Genomic DNA, 14,994 nt, shown 5'->3' with positions numbered 1-14,994 from the left:
GGTGGCGTTCGCCTCCAGGCGCTCGGCCGCGGTCAGGTACCGCCCGGGCGTGAGAGTCACTGCGTACCCGATACGTTGGAGGACGGCGCGGGCGCGGCGCACGGTCGCCACCGAGCACCCGACGACAGTCGCGACTGTCTCGTGAGCGGTGCAGACATCGCGGCCGGTGCGTGCGTTGGCTGCGCGGGCCTCTACGGCGGCCACGTCCAGCACGGTGGCGGCACGGATGCGGTCGGTGGCGGTGGCCTCGATGCCCTCGGGGGACAGCAGCGCAGCGCGCAGCTGCTCTAGCCATGCTTCGGGGCTGGTCCAGGCCACCACGCGTGCGGTCTGTCCCGGCGCGGCTGTCGGCGCCCATGAGGGGACACGCCGACGTGATCGCACCGGAGCACCGCGCACGACGCGGGTACCGTCAAGATCAGTGGCACGGTAGTAGGCGCGTCGTGTCGCGTTGAGCCGTTCAGATATCTGCTCAAGTGATAATCTGGGCACTGTCGGTTCTCTTCACGGAGACAGGCATAGATCCGCCCTTCTTGGTCGGGGGTGGAGGTCGCGCAGACCAACTTGCGGGGCAACCGGATTGCCGTCCGGTCCCGTCGCTTTTCGCAGAGGGTCACCGTTGATGCGGTGGCCCTCTTGCTGTGTCGTGGGGTTATCCAGTCAGGGGTAGTTCCTCCTGCTCGGCGTGCAGGGCGTTACGAATCCGGTGGGTTCGTGCCTCGTCCTGCATCATCTGCTCGACCAGCAGGGCCATGCTGATCCCCGCGTCTGCCGCCATCTTCTTGGCAAGCACGTGAGTCTCTGGGGCCATCGAAACGTTGACCCGCACGAAACCGGCGCCTGATTCACGCTGACGTCCTGCCATGCGCAGATGCTCCCTTCAAGCTTGCGCAAGCGCGGGGAGGTTTCGCGGCGTGTCGCGGAACCGGCGCGCCCTTGGTCCGAGGGTGCATGAGGTCCGTGGTGTGCGCGTTGGGTCGATTCGGGAGGTGTTGCAGAGGCCGCGGTGCACTAGGTGTGTTGCTCATCGGGTCGTGATCGCGCGGGGGGCGGGTGTCGGCGCGATGTGGGGTCGTGCGGCGCGGGGTGCTTCGCTCAGTGCGTTGGTGAGGGCGTCCTCGCCGGCGTGCAGATGGGCCAGTAGGGGCGCGAGAACAGCGCGGGTGTGAGGTCCCCAGGTGCTGAGGTCGGCGCAGCTGGTGGGCGTCCCGGGAAAGCGTTGCCCGCCAGCGCTCCAGTCGCCGGTCGGGGTCTCAACGCGTGCAAGAGACCCGGCGACGACTTCCAGGGCGCGGCCCCATCCGTTCTTGACCGGGTAGGGCGCGAACGTCAGCAGCGGTGCGCCGGTGGCGGGGTGGGTGATCTGCGCGAGATCGCGCAGCGGGGACTCGTTGGGGCCGGTACTGGTGCGCGCGTAGAGCCGTTCGAGGGGCTGGGTGTAGGCGCGGAGCTGGCGCAGCTGCTCGCGGCGGTAGGTGCGGGTCTGCCGGGCGTGGGTGCGCGCCATGCGCTCAGCGTCGCGCTGGGCGCGGACGGCGGCGGCGCGGACGTGTTTGTCCTGCTCGCGCTGCTCACGTCGCGCGATTGCGTCGGCGGCCTTGCGGGCTGCGGCTTGCTGCTCGGTGTGAGCGACGGCGGCACGCAGGGCGGCCGCGTCACGCAGGTGAGGGGTGGCCCGGTCGCGTAGGTCCTCCAGCGCTACCGCGGTGTGGGTGCGGGCGGCGCTGTCGTGCAGGGTGCCCAGCAGCCGGCGCAGCCCGGCGGCCTGCACGCGTTGGGTGTCAGTGGCCCTGATCAGCCGGCGCCCGTCGAGGTGGTCACGGGCGGTCTTGCACTCGGCGGCCAGCTCGGCCGCGGCACGGGTCAGGGCATCGCCGGCGGTGGCGGTCTGCACGCGGGCGGCGCGGTCCGCGCGGTCGGTGGCCTCGCGGGCTTGAGCGGCACTGGTGAGCGCGTGGGCCAGGCCGGCGACTCCGGGCGCGCTGCTCATCTGCTGGCACCACAGCGCCACGCCGTCGCTCCAGCCGGGCCGGACGTGCTCGGGCAGGGATTCGGTCACGGTCAGGTAGTCGGCCATGGTCAGCGCGGCGGCAAGGGGCGCTGGTGCGTCGTCGGGTAGCAGGGTGCGGCGGACTCGGGCCAGGGGTTCGAGGGCGTGTGCGCCGGGGAAGGTTTCGAGGCCGGTCTCGGTCAGGGCTTCGTGCGCGTGCTGGTTCAGCATCGCGGCCAGGTCCTCATCGCAGCTGTCCGGGATCGGCAGGTCGTCCAGGGGGAGCCGATCGGCGGCCTGCGGGTGCCATCGGTAGGCGTCGGTGACCCGTTGCAGGGCAGTGGCGTCGTACTGAGAGCGGGCGCCGGTGTCCAGAGTGATGCACCGGCGCTGGACTGGCTGGGCCATCTTGGTGCTGCCCAGGGTGCGCAGCCGATCCAGGCCGCGGGCGGCGTGGGGGGTGTTCGCGGTCAGGATCGGCACGGCAGCGAAGGCGTGCACCTGATCCTCGACCAGGGCGCGCCCGGCGGGGTGCAGGGCGGTGGCGAACAGGTCGGCCCGGGCGGTGTCGGTGGTTTTGTCCCACTCATCGAGGCAGACCAGAGGGCCGCTGGTCCATGTCGAGGGCTCATAGGTCCAGGTGCCGCCGGTCTGGAGGCGCCGGCCGCTGGGGCGGTCGGTGGCGGTGGACAGGTTGACCAGGATGCGGTCGGGCTCGTGCCCGAACAGCCGCGCGAGGAAGGCAGCCGTCGCGGTCTTGCCGGTGCCGGTGCCGCCGATGAGGGCGAATCCGACGCGGGGGGCGTCGTCGTCCAGGCGGCGGGCGAGGATCGCGCAGGCGGCCAGCTGGGCCAGCGCGCGATGCCGGGCGGGCCAGCCGTCGAGCAAAGTGTCGAGCAGGGCGCCGGCGCTGCCGGTCGCAAGGCCTCCGAACCGGGCGCGACCTTCGGGGGTAAGGGCGACGGTGGAGCGGTCGGGCTCGATGATCCATCCGGCGGCACCGGCGTGATTCAGGATGCGGCGGCGTTGGGTGCCGTCCAGGTCCAGCGCATCGGCGAAGTCGCGCTTCGTGCCGTGCCCGTCGTGAGCGATCAGCCATGCTCCGAGCCGGTCCAGGCGTTCGAGGTCCTGGGGTGCGATCGTCATGCGCGGGTGCTCCTGGGGGGGTTTCATGGGGGTGAACAGGGGGGCGAAATGTGGGGGTCTGGGTGTGGCTGGGAGGCCGGTAGTCCCTGAGTCGGCATTTCCGGGTGCTCATTCATGATCGGAAGCCGCCCCTAGGCCGCTGACCTGCGGTTTTGTCAGACGGTCGGCGGAGGTCGGGACCCGCCGATCACGGTTGCGGGAGTTTCAATCACGGTTGGTGGGGCCTCAATAACGGTTGCCACGGTCCTGATTCGGGGCGGTAGCGGTGTGGCACGTGGGGGTCGCGGAGCAGCGTGACCGTGCTCGCTCATGCCCTTTACGCAGGGCACCTCAGAGCACCCCGCGTACGGGTGCGTCGCCCACGATCCGGGAGATGCCTGACTTGACCAATCCGGTGGCGCGGGAGACCTGGCCCAGGCTGAGCCCTTGGTCGTCTACGGCCTCCACGATGGCCTCGTCTCGGGCGACCCGGGCGGTGCGCGCCCGCTCGGCGGCTTCTCTGGCGTACTGCGCCAGGGCTTCGAGCCGTTTGAGTTCGTCATCGATCACAGGCAGCCATCTCCGACAGTCGTACGGGCACATGAAGGCGGGAAAGATCCACGGGGGCCGGCGCATAGCGAGATCGAGCACCTGGTCCTCGTCGGGGTCGATGTGGAGGAAGTGAGCCCCTGGTGCAGCGCGGTGGTCTGCTCGGCCAGGGCGTGAGCGTGGCGGCGCAGGGCGGACGCCAAGGTGTGGCAGGTCCAGGTCGTCAGGGTGAGCACGGCCAGCGGGAGCACGGGCAGCGGTGACAGGCAGCCGTCGATCATGAGCGGACCTGGTGGTGGCTCAGGACGAACATGCGCACGGGGTCGGGGTGCGCGTAGAGGCGGTGAGTTCCGTCTGCGGTGACGATGCCGTCCGTGCTGAGCAGTTGCAGCGCGTCGCGCAGTCGGGCGCCGTGCAGGCCGGTGGCCTCGGTGAGGTAGTCCTCGGTCACCGCGGCCAGGTAGGTACGCCGGATCGGGTCCAGGGGTGTGGGCAGGCTTGCGCGCCAGAGGGCTGCTAGGACGGTTTGCGGGTCGGCGTCAGCCACGGACGCGAACGCGGGCGCGGTTCGTCGCCGCAGCGAACGGCGAGCGTGCAGATTCATGACGCGCGGCCGGTGTCGGAGAGCTGCGGGACGCGATCCCAGCTCGTGGAGGTGTCTGGTCCAGTCATGAGGGGGTGGCTCGCTTTCGGTGAGAGTTGCTCGGGGTCGGCTTCGTGTGCGGGCTTCTGCGGGGGTTTCTCGGTGTCCGGGATGTAAGGACACGTCGGAGCATCCGAACGGCTAGCAGCGGCGCCGCTGCGCGTTCGAGGCGCTCCAGCGGCCCGGACGGTGCCCGCATCGCGCCATCCGGGCGGCGGTGGAGTCGCGGCGGCGTCCTCTGCGGCTTGTGCAGATTGCCGAACGGCGCGGGCTGCTCGGTCCGCCTCGTGGCGCGCTCGGGCCAGGTGGGTGGGTGAGGTCTGCGCGGCCAGCTCGGCCAGGCGCGCGCTCAGGGTCGCGTCGGTAGAGCGTGCGCCGGCGAAGGAGCGCGCCAGGTGCTCGCTCAGCTGCTCATCGGTCCACCCTTCGGCGCGCAGGTCGGCCAGCTTGACCGGCAGGGCGGCGCGGGTGGTCCAGGTCAGCCGCCGTCCGTGCTGCTCGGCTGCGTCGAGGACGCGCCGCAGCACACCGTCTCGGCTCTCGGTGACGTCGTCCTGGTGGTCGATCTCATCCGCCCCGCCTGGCTGAGCTCGCGCGGTGGTGAGGTCAGTACGAGAGGGCTGGAAAGCATCTACTTCATGGGTATCTACTTCGCCGGACGTTGAGTGCCGGGGTGACCGGACGTTGAGTGCCGGGGTCGGCAGGGGGTAACCGGACGTTGAGTGCCGGGGTGACCGGACGTTGAGTGCCGGGGTGTGGATAACCGTCGAGATGCTGGTCTCGGTGGGCTTGCCGGGCCGCTCATGCACACTCAGCAGCTCGGCTCTCAGAAGGCGTCTGCGGGCCTCGCGGGCGCCGCGGATGCGCAGGTTGTACCGGTTCGCGTAGTCGCTCAGTGGCAGGCGCGTGGTCCCGCTGGTCCCGGCCAGGAGTTGCCAGCGCAGCAGGTGCAGCACGTCATCGGGCGTTAGGTCCTTGGTCAGCTGGTCCAGCACGATGCTCGCCAGCTGCACGTAATTGGTCTCGACGGCAGCCAGCACGTAGATGTTGCAGGTGCTGTTTCCGACACGCGTGCGGCGACTGACCAGCCACCCGGCGGTGGCTAGTTCGTTGAGCCGGTCGCGCACCCGGCGAGCGGGATCCACGCCCTGGCGTCCAAGACGGCGCGCGAGGTTGAGCTGACTCGGCCAGACCGAACGCTTGCCCCTGCGCACGTGAGTGGACAACAGACACCACACCGCGACGGCTTCGGCGCTCAGGCTCCCGTCGAGCATGAGAGCAGGCACCTTTACGAACGCGACCGGCACCCGGTCGGGAGCGGTGTCGCGTTCGGGGGTCTGTGGGTTGGCGTCCAACGGCGTCGAATCGTGCTGGGGCGCCTCCCGATTCAGGGCGGGCACGGGAGTTGCTAGCTGACGTCGCAGGCTTCTGCGCGACCCACAGCCCGCGCGTTACGCAGGTGCTCCGTGCTTTCTCCGCTGACATGCGGCGCGGCGGCCAGGTAGCGCCCCTGGTCGCGCTCAGCGGCAGCGGTGATGGTGGCGCGTGCCGCGGCCGCGGCATGTGTGGAGCTAGTCGCCTCCGGCCGAGCCGGCGCTGTCATCAATGGACTGTGGCGGGTGCTCATGCCAGCGCCGTTCCCGCATCCGCCGAGGCGGTGTCGGTGTTCCCGGCGCGGTCCGCCTCGTGTGTCGGGGCGATCGGGGCCGCGCTGCGTTGTGCGGTGAGCCATTCCTCGACGTCGCTACGCAGGTAGGTCAGGCGCCGACCCACTATGAACGCCGCGGGTCCAGTGCGTTGCGCCCGCCAGAAACGAAGGGTGTTGACCGGGCGACGCACCAGCTCGGCGGCTTCCTCGATCGTCATCATCTCGTCGTCCAACACGAGGTCCTCCACAGTGAGTGATATTCAGTCCGTCACTGAACAATCCGCAATTGATCTTGACGGTTGTTGACTGAAAATGCAAGTAGGTGAACACTGAGGAATATGTCAGTTGAAGAGCGCCGGAGTTGGGTCGGCGAGAACGTCGCGCACGTGCGCCACGGCCACGGGTGGAGTCAGATCGAGCTAGCGGACCGACTGACTCAGGCGCTCGGTAAGCGGTTCGATCCGGCCACTCTGGCCCGGCTGGAGAAGGGCAAACGCTCGATCGACGTGGGTGAGCTGGTCGTGCTCGCTGAGGTGCTTCAGACAGAGCCAATGGCGCTCCTGGGTCATCCGCAGCGGCTGCGATGGCGACGAGACATCGATGAAGCGCGGCGCGAGTCCCGCGACGCTCTGCGTGTCCTGAGCGAGTCCGCTGCGCGCTACTTCACGTATCGAGGGATCGAGGAACGGCTGACGACGGAGGCGGCCGAGCGAGGTGAGAAAGTCTCGGGGGTGACCTTGTGGCCGGACCAGCCGGCAGCGTTTGAGCCGGTGGTCGACGTCCTCACAGCGGCCGGTCTGCCGCTCACGGTCGCTCGGGAGGTCGCGGCCGCAGCCTGTAAGCCGATCCCTTGGGAGTCTGTTTCTGGGGTGGAAGTTCAGGTTGCCGATGTCGGTTTCGAACCGTGACCATCCTGAAGTGGTTGGTGGGCGGTTCTGCCCGGATAACTACCCCATCAGTGCAGGTCAGCGCCTCACGAGTGTCGCAATAGTGGCCGTGGGTGGAGGGCTTACCTAGAGCTGTTCCCCTGGGTAAACGCCCGTGCGAGGCGCCGGTTCCCCACGCGAACGGCACTCGGCATGCGGTACCGGGCGGGTCCGTACGGTGCCGTGCGGTGTTGGTTGCTCAGCGTCGCGACGATGGCGGCCCGACGTGGTGAGGCTGAATCTCTGACCCGCTGCTGGGGGCCGGGCGCGCAGAGCCGGGCCTCTCCCCTACCCGGTTGCCGGTGACTGCACCGTGCACGCGACACACGCCCAGGCGGTGCTCACCGGATTGCTCGCCACCGGTCAGCTGCACGCCGGTCGCGTCGGAGCCCGTGATGCTGTCCACCCTCGAACGCGCCGGGCCAGGTCCGATCAGCATGCAGCGCGCCGGGCCGCGCCAGCTATCAGGACGGCCCCCGCCGGTCCGACAGGGCTAGGCGCCTGGCACCAAGCTGGCCAACGACCAATAGGCACCACACCGCCGGAACTCCCCGCGCGGTCCCGTGAGGTGCCGTACGGTCCCATGGCATACCCGCGCGGGACCGCGTGGGAACGGGCGCGGAAGGGTCGAGGCGGTGGCGCAGGGCGTGCTCACGGTGGCGATTGCGAACGAAAAGGGTGGGGTCGGGAAAACCACTGTTGCGGCCAACCTCGCGCAGGCGCTCGGGCTGGCTGGCGTCTCGGTGACGCTGGTCGATGGCGACCCCCAAGGCAGCCTGACGCGGATCACCGATGCCTCACCGTTGACGGCGACCGGTGCGCTGGGCGTGGCCCAAGAACTCAGCGTGAGCGATGCGCTCTATGCCACCCAGCCGAGGCAGGGGGCGCCGGTCACTGAGGGCACCATGCGCCAGGTGCTCACCGCGGCCGGGCAGCACTGGTCGCCGCTGGTGCAGGTCGCTCCGTCCAATGTCGATCTGGCCTCCCGCGCTGACGAGACGTGGCCCGGGGCGCTGGATCGGTGGCGCCATGCGCTGGCGGGGGTGCCCTCGCAGGTCGTGCTCATCGATTGCGCGCCCACGTTGGGGCCGCTGCTGGTCGGGCCGTTGCGGGCTGCCGATGTGGTGCTGCTGGTGACCGAGGCCGCGCTCGGGGCCGTCGAGGCGTTGGCGCGCGTGACGCGCACGCTGGAGGGGGTCCGCGCCGACCGCGACGGCGCGCCGCGACTGCTGGGGGTGGTGGTGTCCAACTACCCGGCCCGGGAGTCCTACCCAGCGCAGCTGCTCGCGCAGCTACGCGAGCAATGGCCCGTGCTGGGCGTTGTCCCGCGCCGCGCGGTGATGGTCAAGGCCGAGGGTGCCGGCGCACCTGCAGCGGCCTACGGCGCAGAGACAGGGGCGATCGTGGAGGAATTCGCGCAGCTGGCGCAGATCGTGACCGAGCAGGCGAACAAGGAAAGAGGCTGACCATGCCACCCAAGGCACGCCCCGCGCAGACCGCACCCCTGACACCGGCCCCGGACAACGGGCAGCACTACACCGACGCCAGCCGCGCCAGTGGCCGCCGCGGCACACCGAGCGAACCGGCGACCTGGGGCCGCAAGTTGTCCAACCGGGTGCCGCAGGACCTCTATGACGCGCTCGAGGTGCGAGCCGAGCGGCTGGGCGTGCCGGTGGGCGCGCTCATCGTGCGCGCCCTGCGCGCTGAGGTCGCCGGCGGCGTCCTGGCTGATGATCTGCTGGACCGGCTCGCTGCAACGGCTGAGGCGGCCGGCAGCACACCCGAACGGGTCCTCGCCGCGGCTGTCGAGGCCGAGGCAGCCCGACGCGGCTGCTGACGAAGGCGAGTACGCAATGCAGTGGTTTCCCTCGGTCTACAACTCGAACTATCAAGCCACGTTGCCCGCGTTCGACATCCGTGGGTCGCAGGTGTTCCCCACGGTCTACAACCGCCACGACCGGGCCACGTTGCCCGCGTTCGATATCCGTGGGTCGCAGGTATTTCCCTCGGTCTACAACTCGAACTATCAAGCCACGTTGCCCGCGTTCGACATCCGTGGGTCGCAGGTGTTCCCCTCGATCTACAACCGCCACGATCAAGCCGGCCTACCCGCGTTCGACATTCGATAGTCGGCAACTGGCGGCGGCTTACCCGTTGGCGTTGTCGTTGTCGGGGGTCCATCCCATGGGGATGTGGTTGCCGTTGTTGCACACGTACTTCTCGGTGCGCGCAACGGGCTGGTCGCTGCCGAAAGGACGGTATGGGGTGCGGACCAGGCTCACGCTCTGCTCTCCGCAGACGGGGCAGTGCGCGGCGCTGGGGTGATAGGTACTCATGGGGCGCAAGTCTGTCCGGCGACAGGCTCAGCCGTCGACTTTCCGCCGGCGCCCGTGCGGGTCCAGGCCGGCGGTCAGCTGCGCGACGGCGGTCTGAGAGGGCGCGACGTAGCGCTGGAGGCTGGACAGTGCGGCGTGCCGTGATTTCGCCATCAGCAGGGCGCTGCTGGCGCCGGTCTCGGCCAGGTGGGTCAGTGCGGAGTGCCGCAGCTGGTGCAGGGTCGCGCCGTGGGTCGCGTCGGTGAACAGGGCCGCGGCCTGGCGGTAGGACAGGCGCGCGTGCCCGGTGGCGGGGTCCAGATCGGACAGGGCCGGCAGGGCGTCGGTGCGTGGGGGCCGGCTGGACAAGAACACGGGCCCGCGATCGCGGCCGGCGAGCACGCGGGGGAGTAGCCGCGCGGTGCCCGAGGCGTAGTGCAGGGTGTCCCGGTCGCCACCTTTGCGGATGGTGCGGGCGGTGCGGTTGATCAGGTCCAGGTCGCCCACGTCCAGGCGCAGGACTTCCTCCGCGCGAGCGGCGGTCTCATAGAGCATCCGCCACAGTGCCCGCTCGCGCAGCGCGTGGCGCGGGTCGGTGCACAGCCGCTCGATGGTCTCTCGGCTCAGCGCGCGGTCGTGCTGCTGCGGGACGCGGCGCACGTGCACCAGGCGCCCGAATCGGTAGGCAGCAGCGTCGGTGCACCACTCGCGATCGGCGGCGTACGCCAGCAGGCCGCGCAGGGCGTTGGTGGCCAGGTTGAAGGTGGCCGGCGCGGCGTCGTCGTACGCGGTGAGTAGCGCAGCTTCGTAGTCGTATGCGCTCAGGGCGGCCAGGGGAGTGCCCTCGGGCAGCTGCGCGCCGATCTGGCGCAGCGCGGTCGCGTAGGTGCGCCGGGTGGTGGCGGCGGTCGGGCGCTCCAGGAACGCGGTCACGGCCGCGGCCCAGCTGATCCCGCCGGGCGCGGTGTCGGGGTGGGGGCGGCTCATCGGGTCACCTTCCGCAGTTAATCGGTGCTGCGGACGGTACCGACGGCCTCCGACAGGCCCGCCATCGCGCGCCTCGCTGCCGTGCGCGCCGCAGATACAGAGCGTTATCTGCGGAACTAGAGCGGTGGGAGCTGGTCGGCGAGGATCCAGGCCTGGTACCCCGCGTCCGATCGCTTCTGCCAGACGAACTCTCCGTTTGCGCCGTGCTCGACGTAGTGCGCGCACCGGCGCATGCCTTCTCGACAGAACGCATCGAGGGCATCCGGGGTGAGATCGGGATGGTGAATGAGCCGGTACACAAAGCCGTCTTCGTCAACCTCGTAGAGGAGGACGCAACCGAGCATGGGCGCTCCGCGCTCACGCTCCCAAGCGCGCACCTGCTCGTCAGGTGCCACTAAGACCCCGACGCGCTGTAGATAGTCCGCGTACCTCTCGTCGGGTAGCTGATCGAAGGGGTCAGCTGAATCTCCGTCTTCGCGGGGCATGAACACAGTCTCGCCGACCACGCGGGGCCGGGTGCTCCAGCGGCCGCGACGGGGGCAGTTAGGTGCCCTACCCCTCCATCTTGCTCCCGCCGCCGGCAGGCTGCTCCGGCCGTTAGGGGCACCGTAGCTATTAGCTTGCTCCCGCCGCCGGGCTCCTGCCGCCTCGGCGGGAGCGCGGCGGAAGGGCTGTGCCCATCTGGCTCCCGCCGCCGGGCTCCTGCCGCCTCGGCGGGAGCGCGGCGGAAGGGCTGTGCCCATCTGGCTCCCGGCGGAAGAGCTGTGCCCATCTGGGCGATTCGGTGTCAGGTCGTCTCCTGTCGTGTCAGGTCGTCTCAAACCGGCGGGACTTGAACTCGCCAAAAAGGCGCGCGCGCTGCTACCTTGATCTCATTCCGCCCCGCCTCCCTCTGGGAATGGCGGGGCTTTTTTTGGTCGGGGGAGCGCTGATGGCCGTAGATGGACTGGATCGAGTGACTGTTCTCATTGACTACGAGAACGTGCAGAAGTCCGCGCGACGGAGATTCCTTAGCTACGCGGCCGACCGTGGCACGTCAGGGCACGTGCACCCGCGGCAGGTAGGCGAACTCATTGCGAGCAAGCGCCGGCGGCCCAGTGTCCTGCACGAAGTCAGGGTCTACCGAGGGCAGCCAAACCCGTGGAAGCAGACAGTCTCGGCTGCGGCGAACGAGCGTCAAGCATCGGACTGGCGAGCGGATGGAGTTACGGTCATCCGCCGCAACCTCTGGTACCCCGACGAGTGGCCGAACACCCCACCGACCGAGAAGGGCATCGACGTAGCGGTAGCCGTGGACGCTGTGCGCCTGGCCGCATTTCGCGAGACTGACGTCATCGTGATCTTCTCTCACGACAACGACCTCTTGCCCGCGGTTGAGACCGTGATGGACCTACAGGGGTGCCACATTGAGGTGGCGGCATGGTCCGAGTGCAACCGCCTACGGCTGGACAACACCCAACGTCCTTGGTGCCACTATCTGGGCGAGTCTGACTTCAATTCTGTCCGCGATCACACGGACTACACCGAGTCCTGAGCGCAATTCGACACCGCGTGCATGGGAGCCATGCTCACGGGCCGGTCGGTCACCGCACCTGTAGTTGAGGCACCACGCGCGCGATCTGAGCCCTGGAGGTTGATCTGTGCCCGCCATCCGAGTCGCTGCGGCCCTAGCAGGTGGCCTCTCAGTGCTGCTCGCAGCGTGTGGAAGCGGTGAAAGCGGGACGACGGGCACACACCCGGCCCGTCCAGTAGACAGCGCAGCTGCCTTGGACGGTGCACCGCAGATCAAGACCGTGGCCCTGACCTGCACTGACGGCATGGCGGCCGCCAAGGTCAGCAACGCGGGCGGCAGCCCGACCGATGTGGCCGTGACGTGGACCCCGCAGAAGAACCGGGGTGCCGAATATGTCTCTTACGTCGTCACGCTGGACAGTGCAGACGGCAACACCTCGCGCCAGGTCGCGAAGACGATCTACGTCTCGGGTCACTCCCCCGATCAGTTCGTGTTCGACTTTGGCACCTCCCATCAGACCAACCTCACCGCCACCAACGCGGGACTCTCGGGGCTTGTCTTCCCTCACGCCCTGGACGGCGTCACGGGAGTGTGGAGCGCAACGGGCGCCGTCAACGTTGACGGCGCCGACGTGTCCACCTGCTCATAGCTCTTGCACGGGACCGGATGGCACCGTGCGGGACCGCGCGGAGACGGTCAGAGCGCGGCGGAGGCGGTGGCTCGGCGCAATGCTTCGGGGGGTAGCTCGACATAGCGGCGGGTCGTGCGTGGGTCGGCATGACCGAGCAAAGTCTGAGTAGTGAACAGGTCGCGTGTGGGTGCGTAGACGGCGGTGGCGAAGCGGTGGCGCAGTGCGTGACCGGTGAAGCGCCCGTCAAGGACCCTCGAAAGAATTTTGCCGACGTGAGCGGGGGACAGATGCCCGTCGTCGTTGCCGGGGAACAAGTAGGCGTCACCGGCGTAGACCGCTGCCTCGGTCAGCCGGCGGGCCAGGTCTCCGGTGACGGGGATACGGCGCTGGTGGCCGCCCTTTCCGGCAATAGTCAGGGACAGGTGCCCGGCGTGGTCGCGGGTGAGGTCGCGGGTGTGGGCACGGGCAATTTCTCCTCGCCGTAGGCCGAGCTCGGCACCCAGGCGGATCATCAGGCCGGTTCGTTCGTCGGAACGTGACAGGGCATCGATGATGACCTCGTGTGGTGCTGGTTTGGCGACGGCGCGTGGGGGACGAATGGACGGCAGCTGCGCGCTGGGGTCGTTGTCCATGCGTCCGGTGCGGTGTGCCCAGCCGTAGAACGACCGCAGGCTGGTGCGGTAGCTGCGGCGCGTCTCGATGGCCCAGTTCTGCGCGGCCAGCCATGCGGCGAGGTCGTCCACGGTGACCGCTAACGGCTCTAGGTGCAGGTTTTCTGCGGCAAACCGGCGCAGGTGATATTCACGCAGGTAAAGGGTGGTGTCGGGTCGTCCGGCGCTGGACTGCCAGTCGATCCAGGCCTCGACATGTCGCTGCCAGGCGGCGGGAACGGCGACGAGGACCAGGCCGCGGCCGTACGCCGTGACGCTAGTTGCGGTACCTGGTCCGCTGCGCGGGGTTAGGTGTGTCGAAGGGGACAGGTTCTCCAGGTCGGCCCACCGATACAGAGAGCGCAGGTGCCCGCGGTAATTGCCGCGGGTGGTGCGGCTGAGCCGTTGTCCATCGAGCCAGGCCTCGATGCCTTCCTCGGTACAGGTCAGGAACTCCGGGTGATCAACCAGGAACGCCGACACCACCGAGCGGCGATTCTTGACCGTGCTCGGGGCTGCACCGGTGACGCGCAACCAACGTAGGAAGTCCTCCAGGGTGCGCGCCTGCGGGTTGGTGAGGTCCTCCAGGGCGGCCAGCTGCTCGGCCGGCAGGGTGGCGCGGGCGTAGTCGCTGAGCCGGTGTAGGTGGGTGCGGTAGCGGGTGCGGCGTTGCTCACCGACCGGTTGCCCGGCGATCCATTCGGCGATGCCCGTTCCGGTCAGTTGGTCGATGCGGGGCCGGTCCGCCAGGTAGGCGCTGGCGGTGCGGCGCGCGTCGGCCACGGTGGCCGGGGCGTAGTCCCGGTCGGTCAGCCAGGCGGCGAATTCTCGCGCGGACAACAGAGCCAGACTCACGCCGTCACGCCGGTGTCGAGCAGGGCGGCGGCCGAGGTCAGCGTCTCGGCCAGGGCGCGGGTCTGCGCTGTGTCCAGGATCGTGCAGAACGCAAGGTCCACCTCGATGGTCGGTTCACCCTGTTCAGCGGTGCCGTGGGGAAGGCCGCTGATCGAGTGCACGGCGACGGTCTCAGATTGGCAGAGCATCACCGCGGCGTCGGGCATCGGTAGCTGTAGCCGGCGTACGTGGGCTCTAAATGCCCGGCCAGTGCCCGTTTCGGTGTCGAAGTAGCCATGCCCGGGGTCCAGCTCGCACCACGAGGGGCACGCGGGAAGTTCAGCGAAAGCGGCGCGGACGGTAGTCATCGAGTGACCCTTCAGGCAGAGATCCAGAACGGCACCGTACGGCACCGTGCGGTTCCATACGGTACCGGGCGGCCCCGATCGGTAGGGGTTGTGATGGTGGTCTCTTTGTCGATTTTCACTGGCCGCGGTGTGGCCCCGTGGGGGACCGTACGGGGTTAGCCGGCGCTGTTGCGGTTGCGGTCCCGCAGGGCGTCCAGAGCGCGGCGGAATGCCGGGGGTGCGGGGGTCGCTGCGGCGGCGTCGGCGGCCTCCTGGGCGCGGCGGGCGGTGCTGGCGGCGTGCATCCCGTGGCGCAACGCGTCCGGGCGCACCGGTGGCGGTTGCTGGTCGGCGATCTGGCGCAGCTGGTGGGCCAGCAGGGCCAACGGGTCGCGTTGGGCGCCGGGGGCGATCGCGTAGCGGCCGGCGTCGGCGTTGCCGGCGTCCAGAGCGGCCAGCAGGGTGCCCGCGGTCCATCCCGGGCGCAGCCGGGCACGGATCAGCACGTCGCACAGGGCGCCGACGTGGCGTTTCCTGATGCGGCTGGGGTGGTTGAGGATCCAGGGGAGCAGTTCGAGCAGGCCGGCGGCCAGTAGTTGCGTCTCGATGGGGCGCTTGGGGTGCGGTGGCAGCGGTCGGCGCTGGGCTCGGGTGTTCTGGGCTGCTTGTCCCGGCCGCGCAGCGGCCCCAGGCCGCGCTTGCGCGGGTCCTGGGTAACCCCTATGGGGGGTAAGACGGTCACAGACTGGACCCCTACGGGGTAGGTGCTCATTTGCTTCTGGGGCAGGCACCGTCAGGGCGCGCACGGACGCCATGCGGGTCTGTCGGCCGCCGTG

The 14,994-nt window shown here is 69.4% G+C and carries 18 protein-coding genes and 1 pseudogene; 6 read left to right on the top strand and 13 right to left on the bottom strand.

Going from position 1 to position 14,994, the window contains the following annotated elements; all coding sequences use genetic code 11:
• The 7 genes and pseudogenes from HNR15_RS17850 to HNR15_RS17820 all read right to left on the bottom strand — a co-directional run.
• A pseudogene (locus tag HNR15_RS17850) lies at positions 1 to 321 on the bottom strand (replication protein); the annotation flags it as partial.
• Between the two features lie 331 nt (positions 322 to 652).
• Positions 653 to 865 carry a hypothetical protein gene (locus HNR15_RS17845; protein ID WP_179483980.1) on the bottom strand — a complete coding sequence of 71 codons (213 nt, stop codon included), beginning with the start codon at positions 863 to 865 and terminating at the stop codon, positions 653 to 655.
• A gap of 159 nt (positions 866 to 1,024) precedes the next feature.
• Positions 1,025 to 3,136 carry a hypothetical protein gene (locus HNR15_RS17840; protein WP_179483979.1) on the bottom strand — a complete coding sequence of 704 codons (2,112 nt, stop codon included), beginning with the start codon at positions 3,134 to 3,136 and terminating at the stop codon, positions 1,025 to 1,027.
• A 330-nt stretch (positions 3,137 to 3,466) separates the two neighbouring features.
• Positions 3,467 to 3,685, bottom strand: a complete 219-nt coding sequence (locus HNR15_RS17835; protein WP_179483978.1) for a hypothetical protein — start codon at positions 3,683 to 3,685, stop codon at positions 3,467 to 3,469.
• A 256-nt stretch (positions 3,686 to 3,941) separates the two neighbouring features.
• Complete coding sequence (locus HNR15_RS17830) at positions 3,942 to 4,211, bottom strand: hypothetical protein (RefSeq protein WP_179483977.1); 270 nt, start codon at positions 4,209 to 4,211, stop codon at positions 3,942 to 3,944.
• Between the two features lie 53 nt (positions 4,212 to 4,264).
• Positions 4,265 to 5,707, bottom strand: coding sequence for a helix-turn-helix domain-containing protein (locus tag HNR15_RS17825; protein ID WP_179483976.1), 1,443 nt, complete (start codon positions 5,705 to 5,707; stop codon positions 4,265 to 4,267).
• Positions 5,708 to 5,930: 223 nt separating this feature from the next.
• The gene (locus tag HNR15_RS17820; RefSeq protein ID WP_218884454.1) at positions 5,931 to 6,191 is read right to left on the bottom strand and encodes a helix-turn-helix domain-containing protein; all 261 of its coding nucleotides are present in this window, start codon (positions 6,189 to 6,191) and stop codon (positions 5,931 to 5,933) included.
• A 150-nt stretch (positions 6,192 to 6,341) separates the two neighbouring features.
• Here HNR15_RS17820 and HNR15_RS17815 point away from each other — a divergent pair, with 150 nt between their 5' ends.
• The 4 genes from HNR15_RS17815 (at position 6,342) to HNR15_RS17800 (ending at position 9,010) form a co-directional block, all read left to right on the top strand.
• On the top strand, positions 6,342 to 6,863 hold the full coding sequence (locus HNR15_RS17815; protein ID WP_179483975.1) for a helix-turn-helix domain-containing protein: 522 nt from the start codon (positions 6,342 to 6,344) through the stop codon (positions 6,861 to 6,863).
• 653 nt (positions 6,864 to 7,516) lie between these two features.
• Positions 7,517 to 8,347 carry a nucleotide-binding protein gene (locus HNR15_RS17810; protein WP_179483974.1) on the top strand — a complete coding sequence of 277 codons (831 nt, stop codon included), beginning with the start codon at positions 7,517 to 7,519 and terminating at the stop codon, positions 8,345 to 8,347.
• A gap of 2 nt (positions 8,348 to 8,349) precedes the next feature.
• Positions 8,350 to 8,718: a hypothetical protein gene (locus HNR15_RS17805; RefSeq protein WP_179483973.1), complete on the top strand. Its 369-nt coding sequence runs from the start codon at positions 8,350 to 8,352 to the stop codon at positions 8,716 to 8,718.
• A 16-nt stretch (positions 8,719 to 8,734) separates the two neighbouring features.
• Positions 8,735 to 9,010, top strand: a complete 276-nt coding sequence (locus HNR15_RS17800) for a hypothetical protein (RefSeq protein ID WP_179483972.1) — start codon at positions 8,735 to 8,737, stop codon at positions 9,008 to 9,010.
• Between the two features lie 18 nt (positions 9,011 to 9,028).
• Here HNR15_RS17800 and HNR15_RS17795 read toward each other — a convergent pair whose 3' ends face one another.
• The 3 genes from HNR15_RS17795 to HNR15_RS17785 form a co-directional block, all read right to left on the bottom strand.
• Positions 9,029 to 9,217: a DNA gyrase inhibitor YacG gene (locus HNR15_RS17795; protein WP_179483971.1), complete on the bottom strand. Its 189-nt coding sequence runs from the start codon at positions 9,215 to 9,217 to the stop codon at positions 9,029 to 9,031.
• Between the two features lie 27 nt (positions 9,218 to 9,244).
• On the bottom strand, positions 9,245 to 10,183 hold the full coding sequence (locus tag HNR15_RS17790; protein ID WP_179483970.1) for a tyrosine-type recombinase/integrase: 939 nt from the start codon (positions 10,181 to 10,183) through the stop codon (positions 9,245 to 9,247).
• A 116-nt stretch (positions 10,184 to 10,299) separates the two neighbouring features.
• Positions 10,300 to 10,668 (bottom strand): hypothetical protein, encoded by a 369-nt coding sequence (locus tag HNR15_RS17785; protein WP_179483969.1) that lies wholly within the window; start codon positions 10,666 to 10,668, stop codon positions 10,300 to 10,302.
• Positions 10,669 to 11,138: 470 nt separating this feature from the next.
• Between HNR15_RS17785 and HNR15_RS17780 the strand changes: the two genes are divergently transcribed.
• Both HNR15_RS17780 and HNR15_RS17775 read left to right on the top strand, forming a co-directional pair.
• Positions 11,139 to 11,717, top strand: coding sequence for an NYN domain-containing protein (locus HNR15_RS17780; RefSeq protein ID WP_218884453.1), 579 nt, complete (start codon positions 11,139 to 11,141; stop codon positions 11,715 to 11,717).
• A 232-nt stretch (positions 11,718 to 11,949) separates the two neighbouring features.
• Positions 11,950 to 12,345, top strand: coding sequence for a hypothetical protein (locus HNR15_RS17775; protein WP_179483967.1), 396 nt, complete (start codon positions 11,950 to 11,952; stop codon positions 12,343 to 12,345).
• A 47-nt stretch (positions 12,346 to 12,392) separates the two neighbouring features.
• On the opposite strand, the gene HNR15_RS17770 is transcribed toward HNR15_RS17775, so the two are convergent.
• The 3 genes from HNR15_RS17770 to HNR15_RS17760 all read right to left on the bottom strand — a co-directional run bounded on the left by HNR15_RS17770 (position 12,393) and on the right by HNR15_RS17760 (position 14,664).
• Complete coding sequence (locus tag HNR15_RS17770; RefSeq protein ID WP_179483966.1) at positions 12,393 to 13,832, bottom strand: tyrosine-type recombinase/integrase; 1,440 nt, start codon at positions 13,830 to 13,832, stop codon at positions 12,393 to 12,395.
• Positions 13,829 to 14,179 (bottom strand): DUF6907 domain-containing protein, encoded by a 351-nt coding sequence (locus HNR15_RS17765; protein WP_179483965.1) that lies wholly within the window; start codon positions 14,177 to 14,179, stop codon positions 13,829 to 13,831. The genes HNR15_RS17770 and HNR15_RS17765 overlap by 4 nt, the downstream gene beginning before the upstream one ends.
• A gap of 155 nt (positions 14,180 to 14,334) precedes the next feature.
• The gene (locus tag HNR15_RS17760) at positions 14,335 to 14,664 is read right to left on the bottom strand and encodes a hypothetical protein (RefSeq protein WP_179483964.1); all 330 of its coding nucleotides are present in this window, start codon (positions 14,662 to 14,664) and stop codon (positions 14,335 to 14,337) included.
• Between the last annotated feature and the right edge of the window lie 330 nt (positions 14,665 to 14,994).

The sequence above is a fragment of the Allobranchiibius huperziae genome, assembly GCF_013410455.1.
GTDB classification, from domain to species: domain Bacteria; phylum Actinomycetota; class Actinomycetes; order Actinomycetales; family Dermatophilaceae; genus Allobranchiibius; species Allobranchiibius huperziae.
The sequence above is the reverse complement of the archived record's forward strand: the minus strand, read 5'-3'. Positions and strand labels throughout refer to the sequence as shown.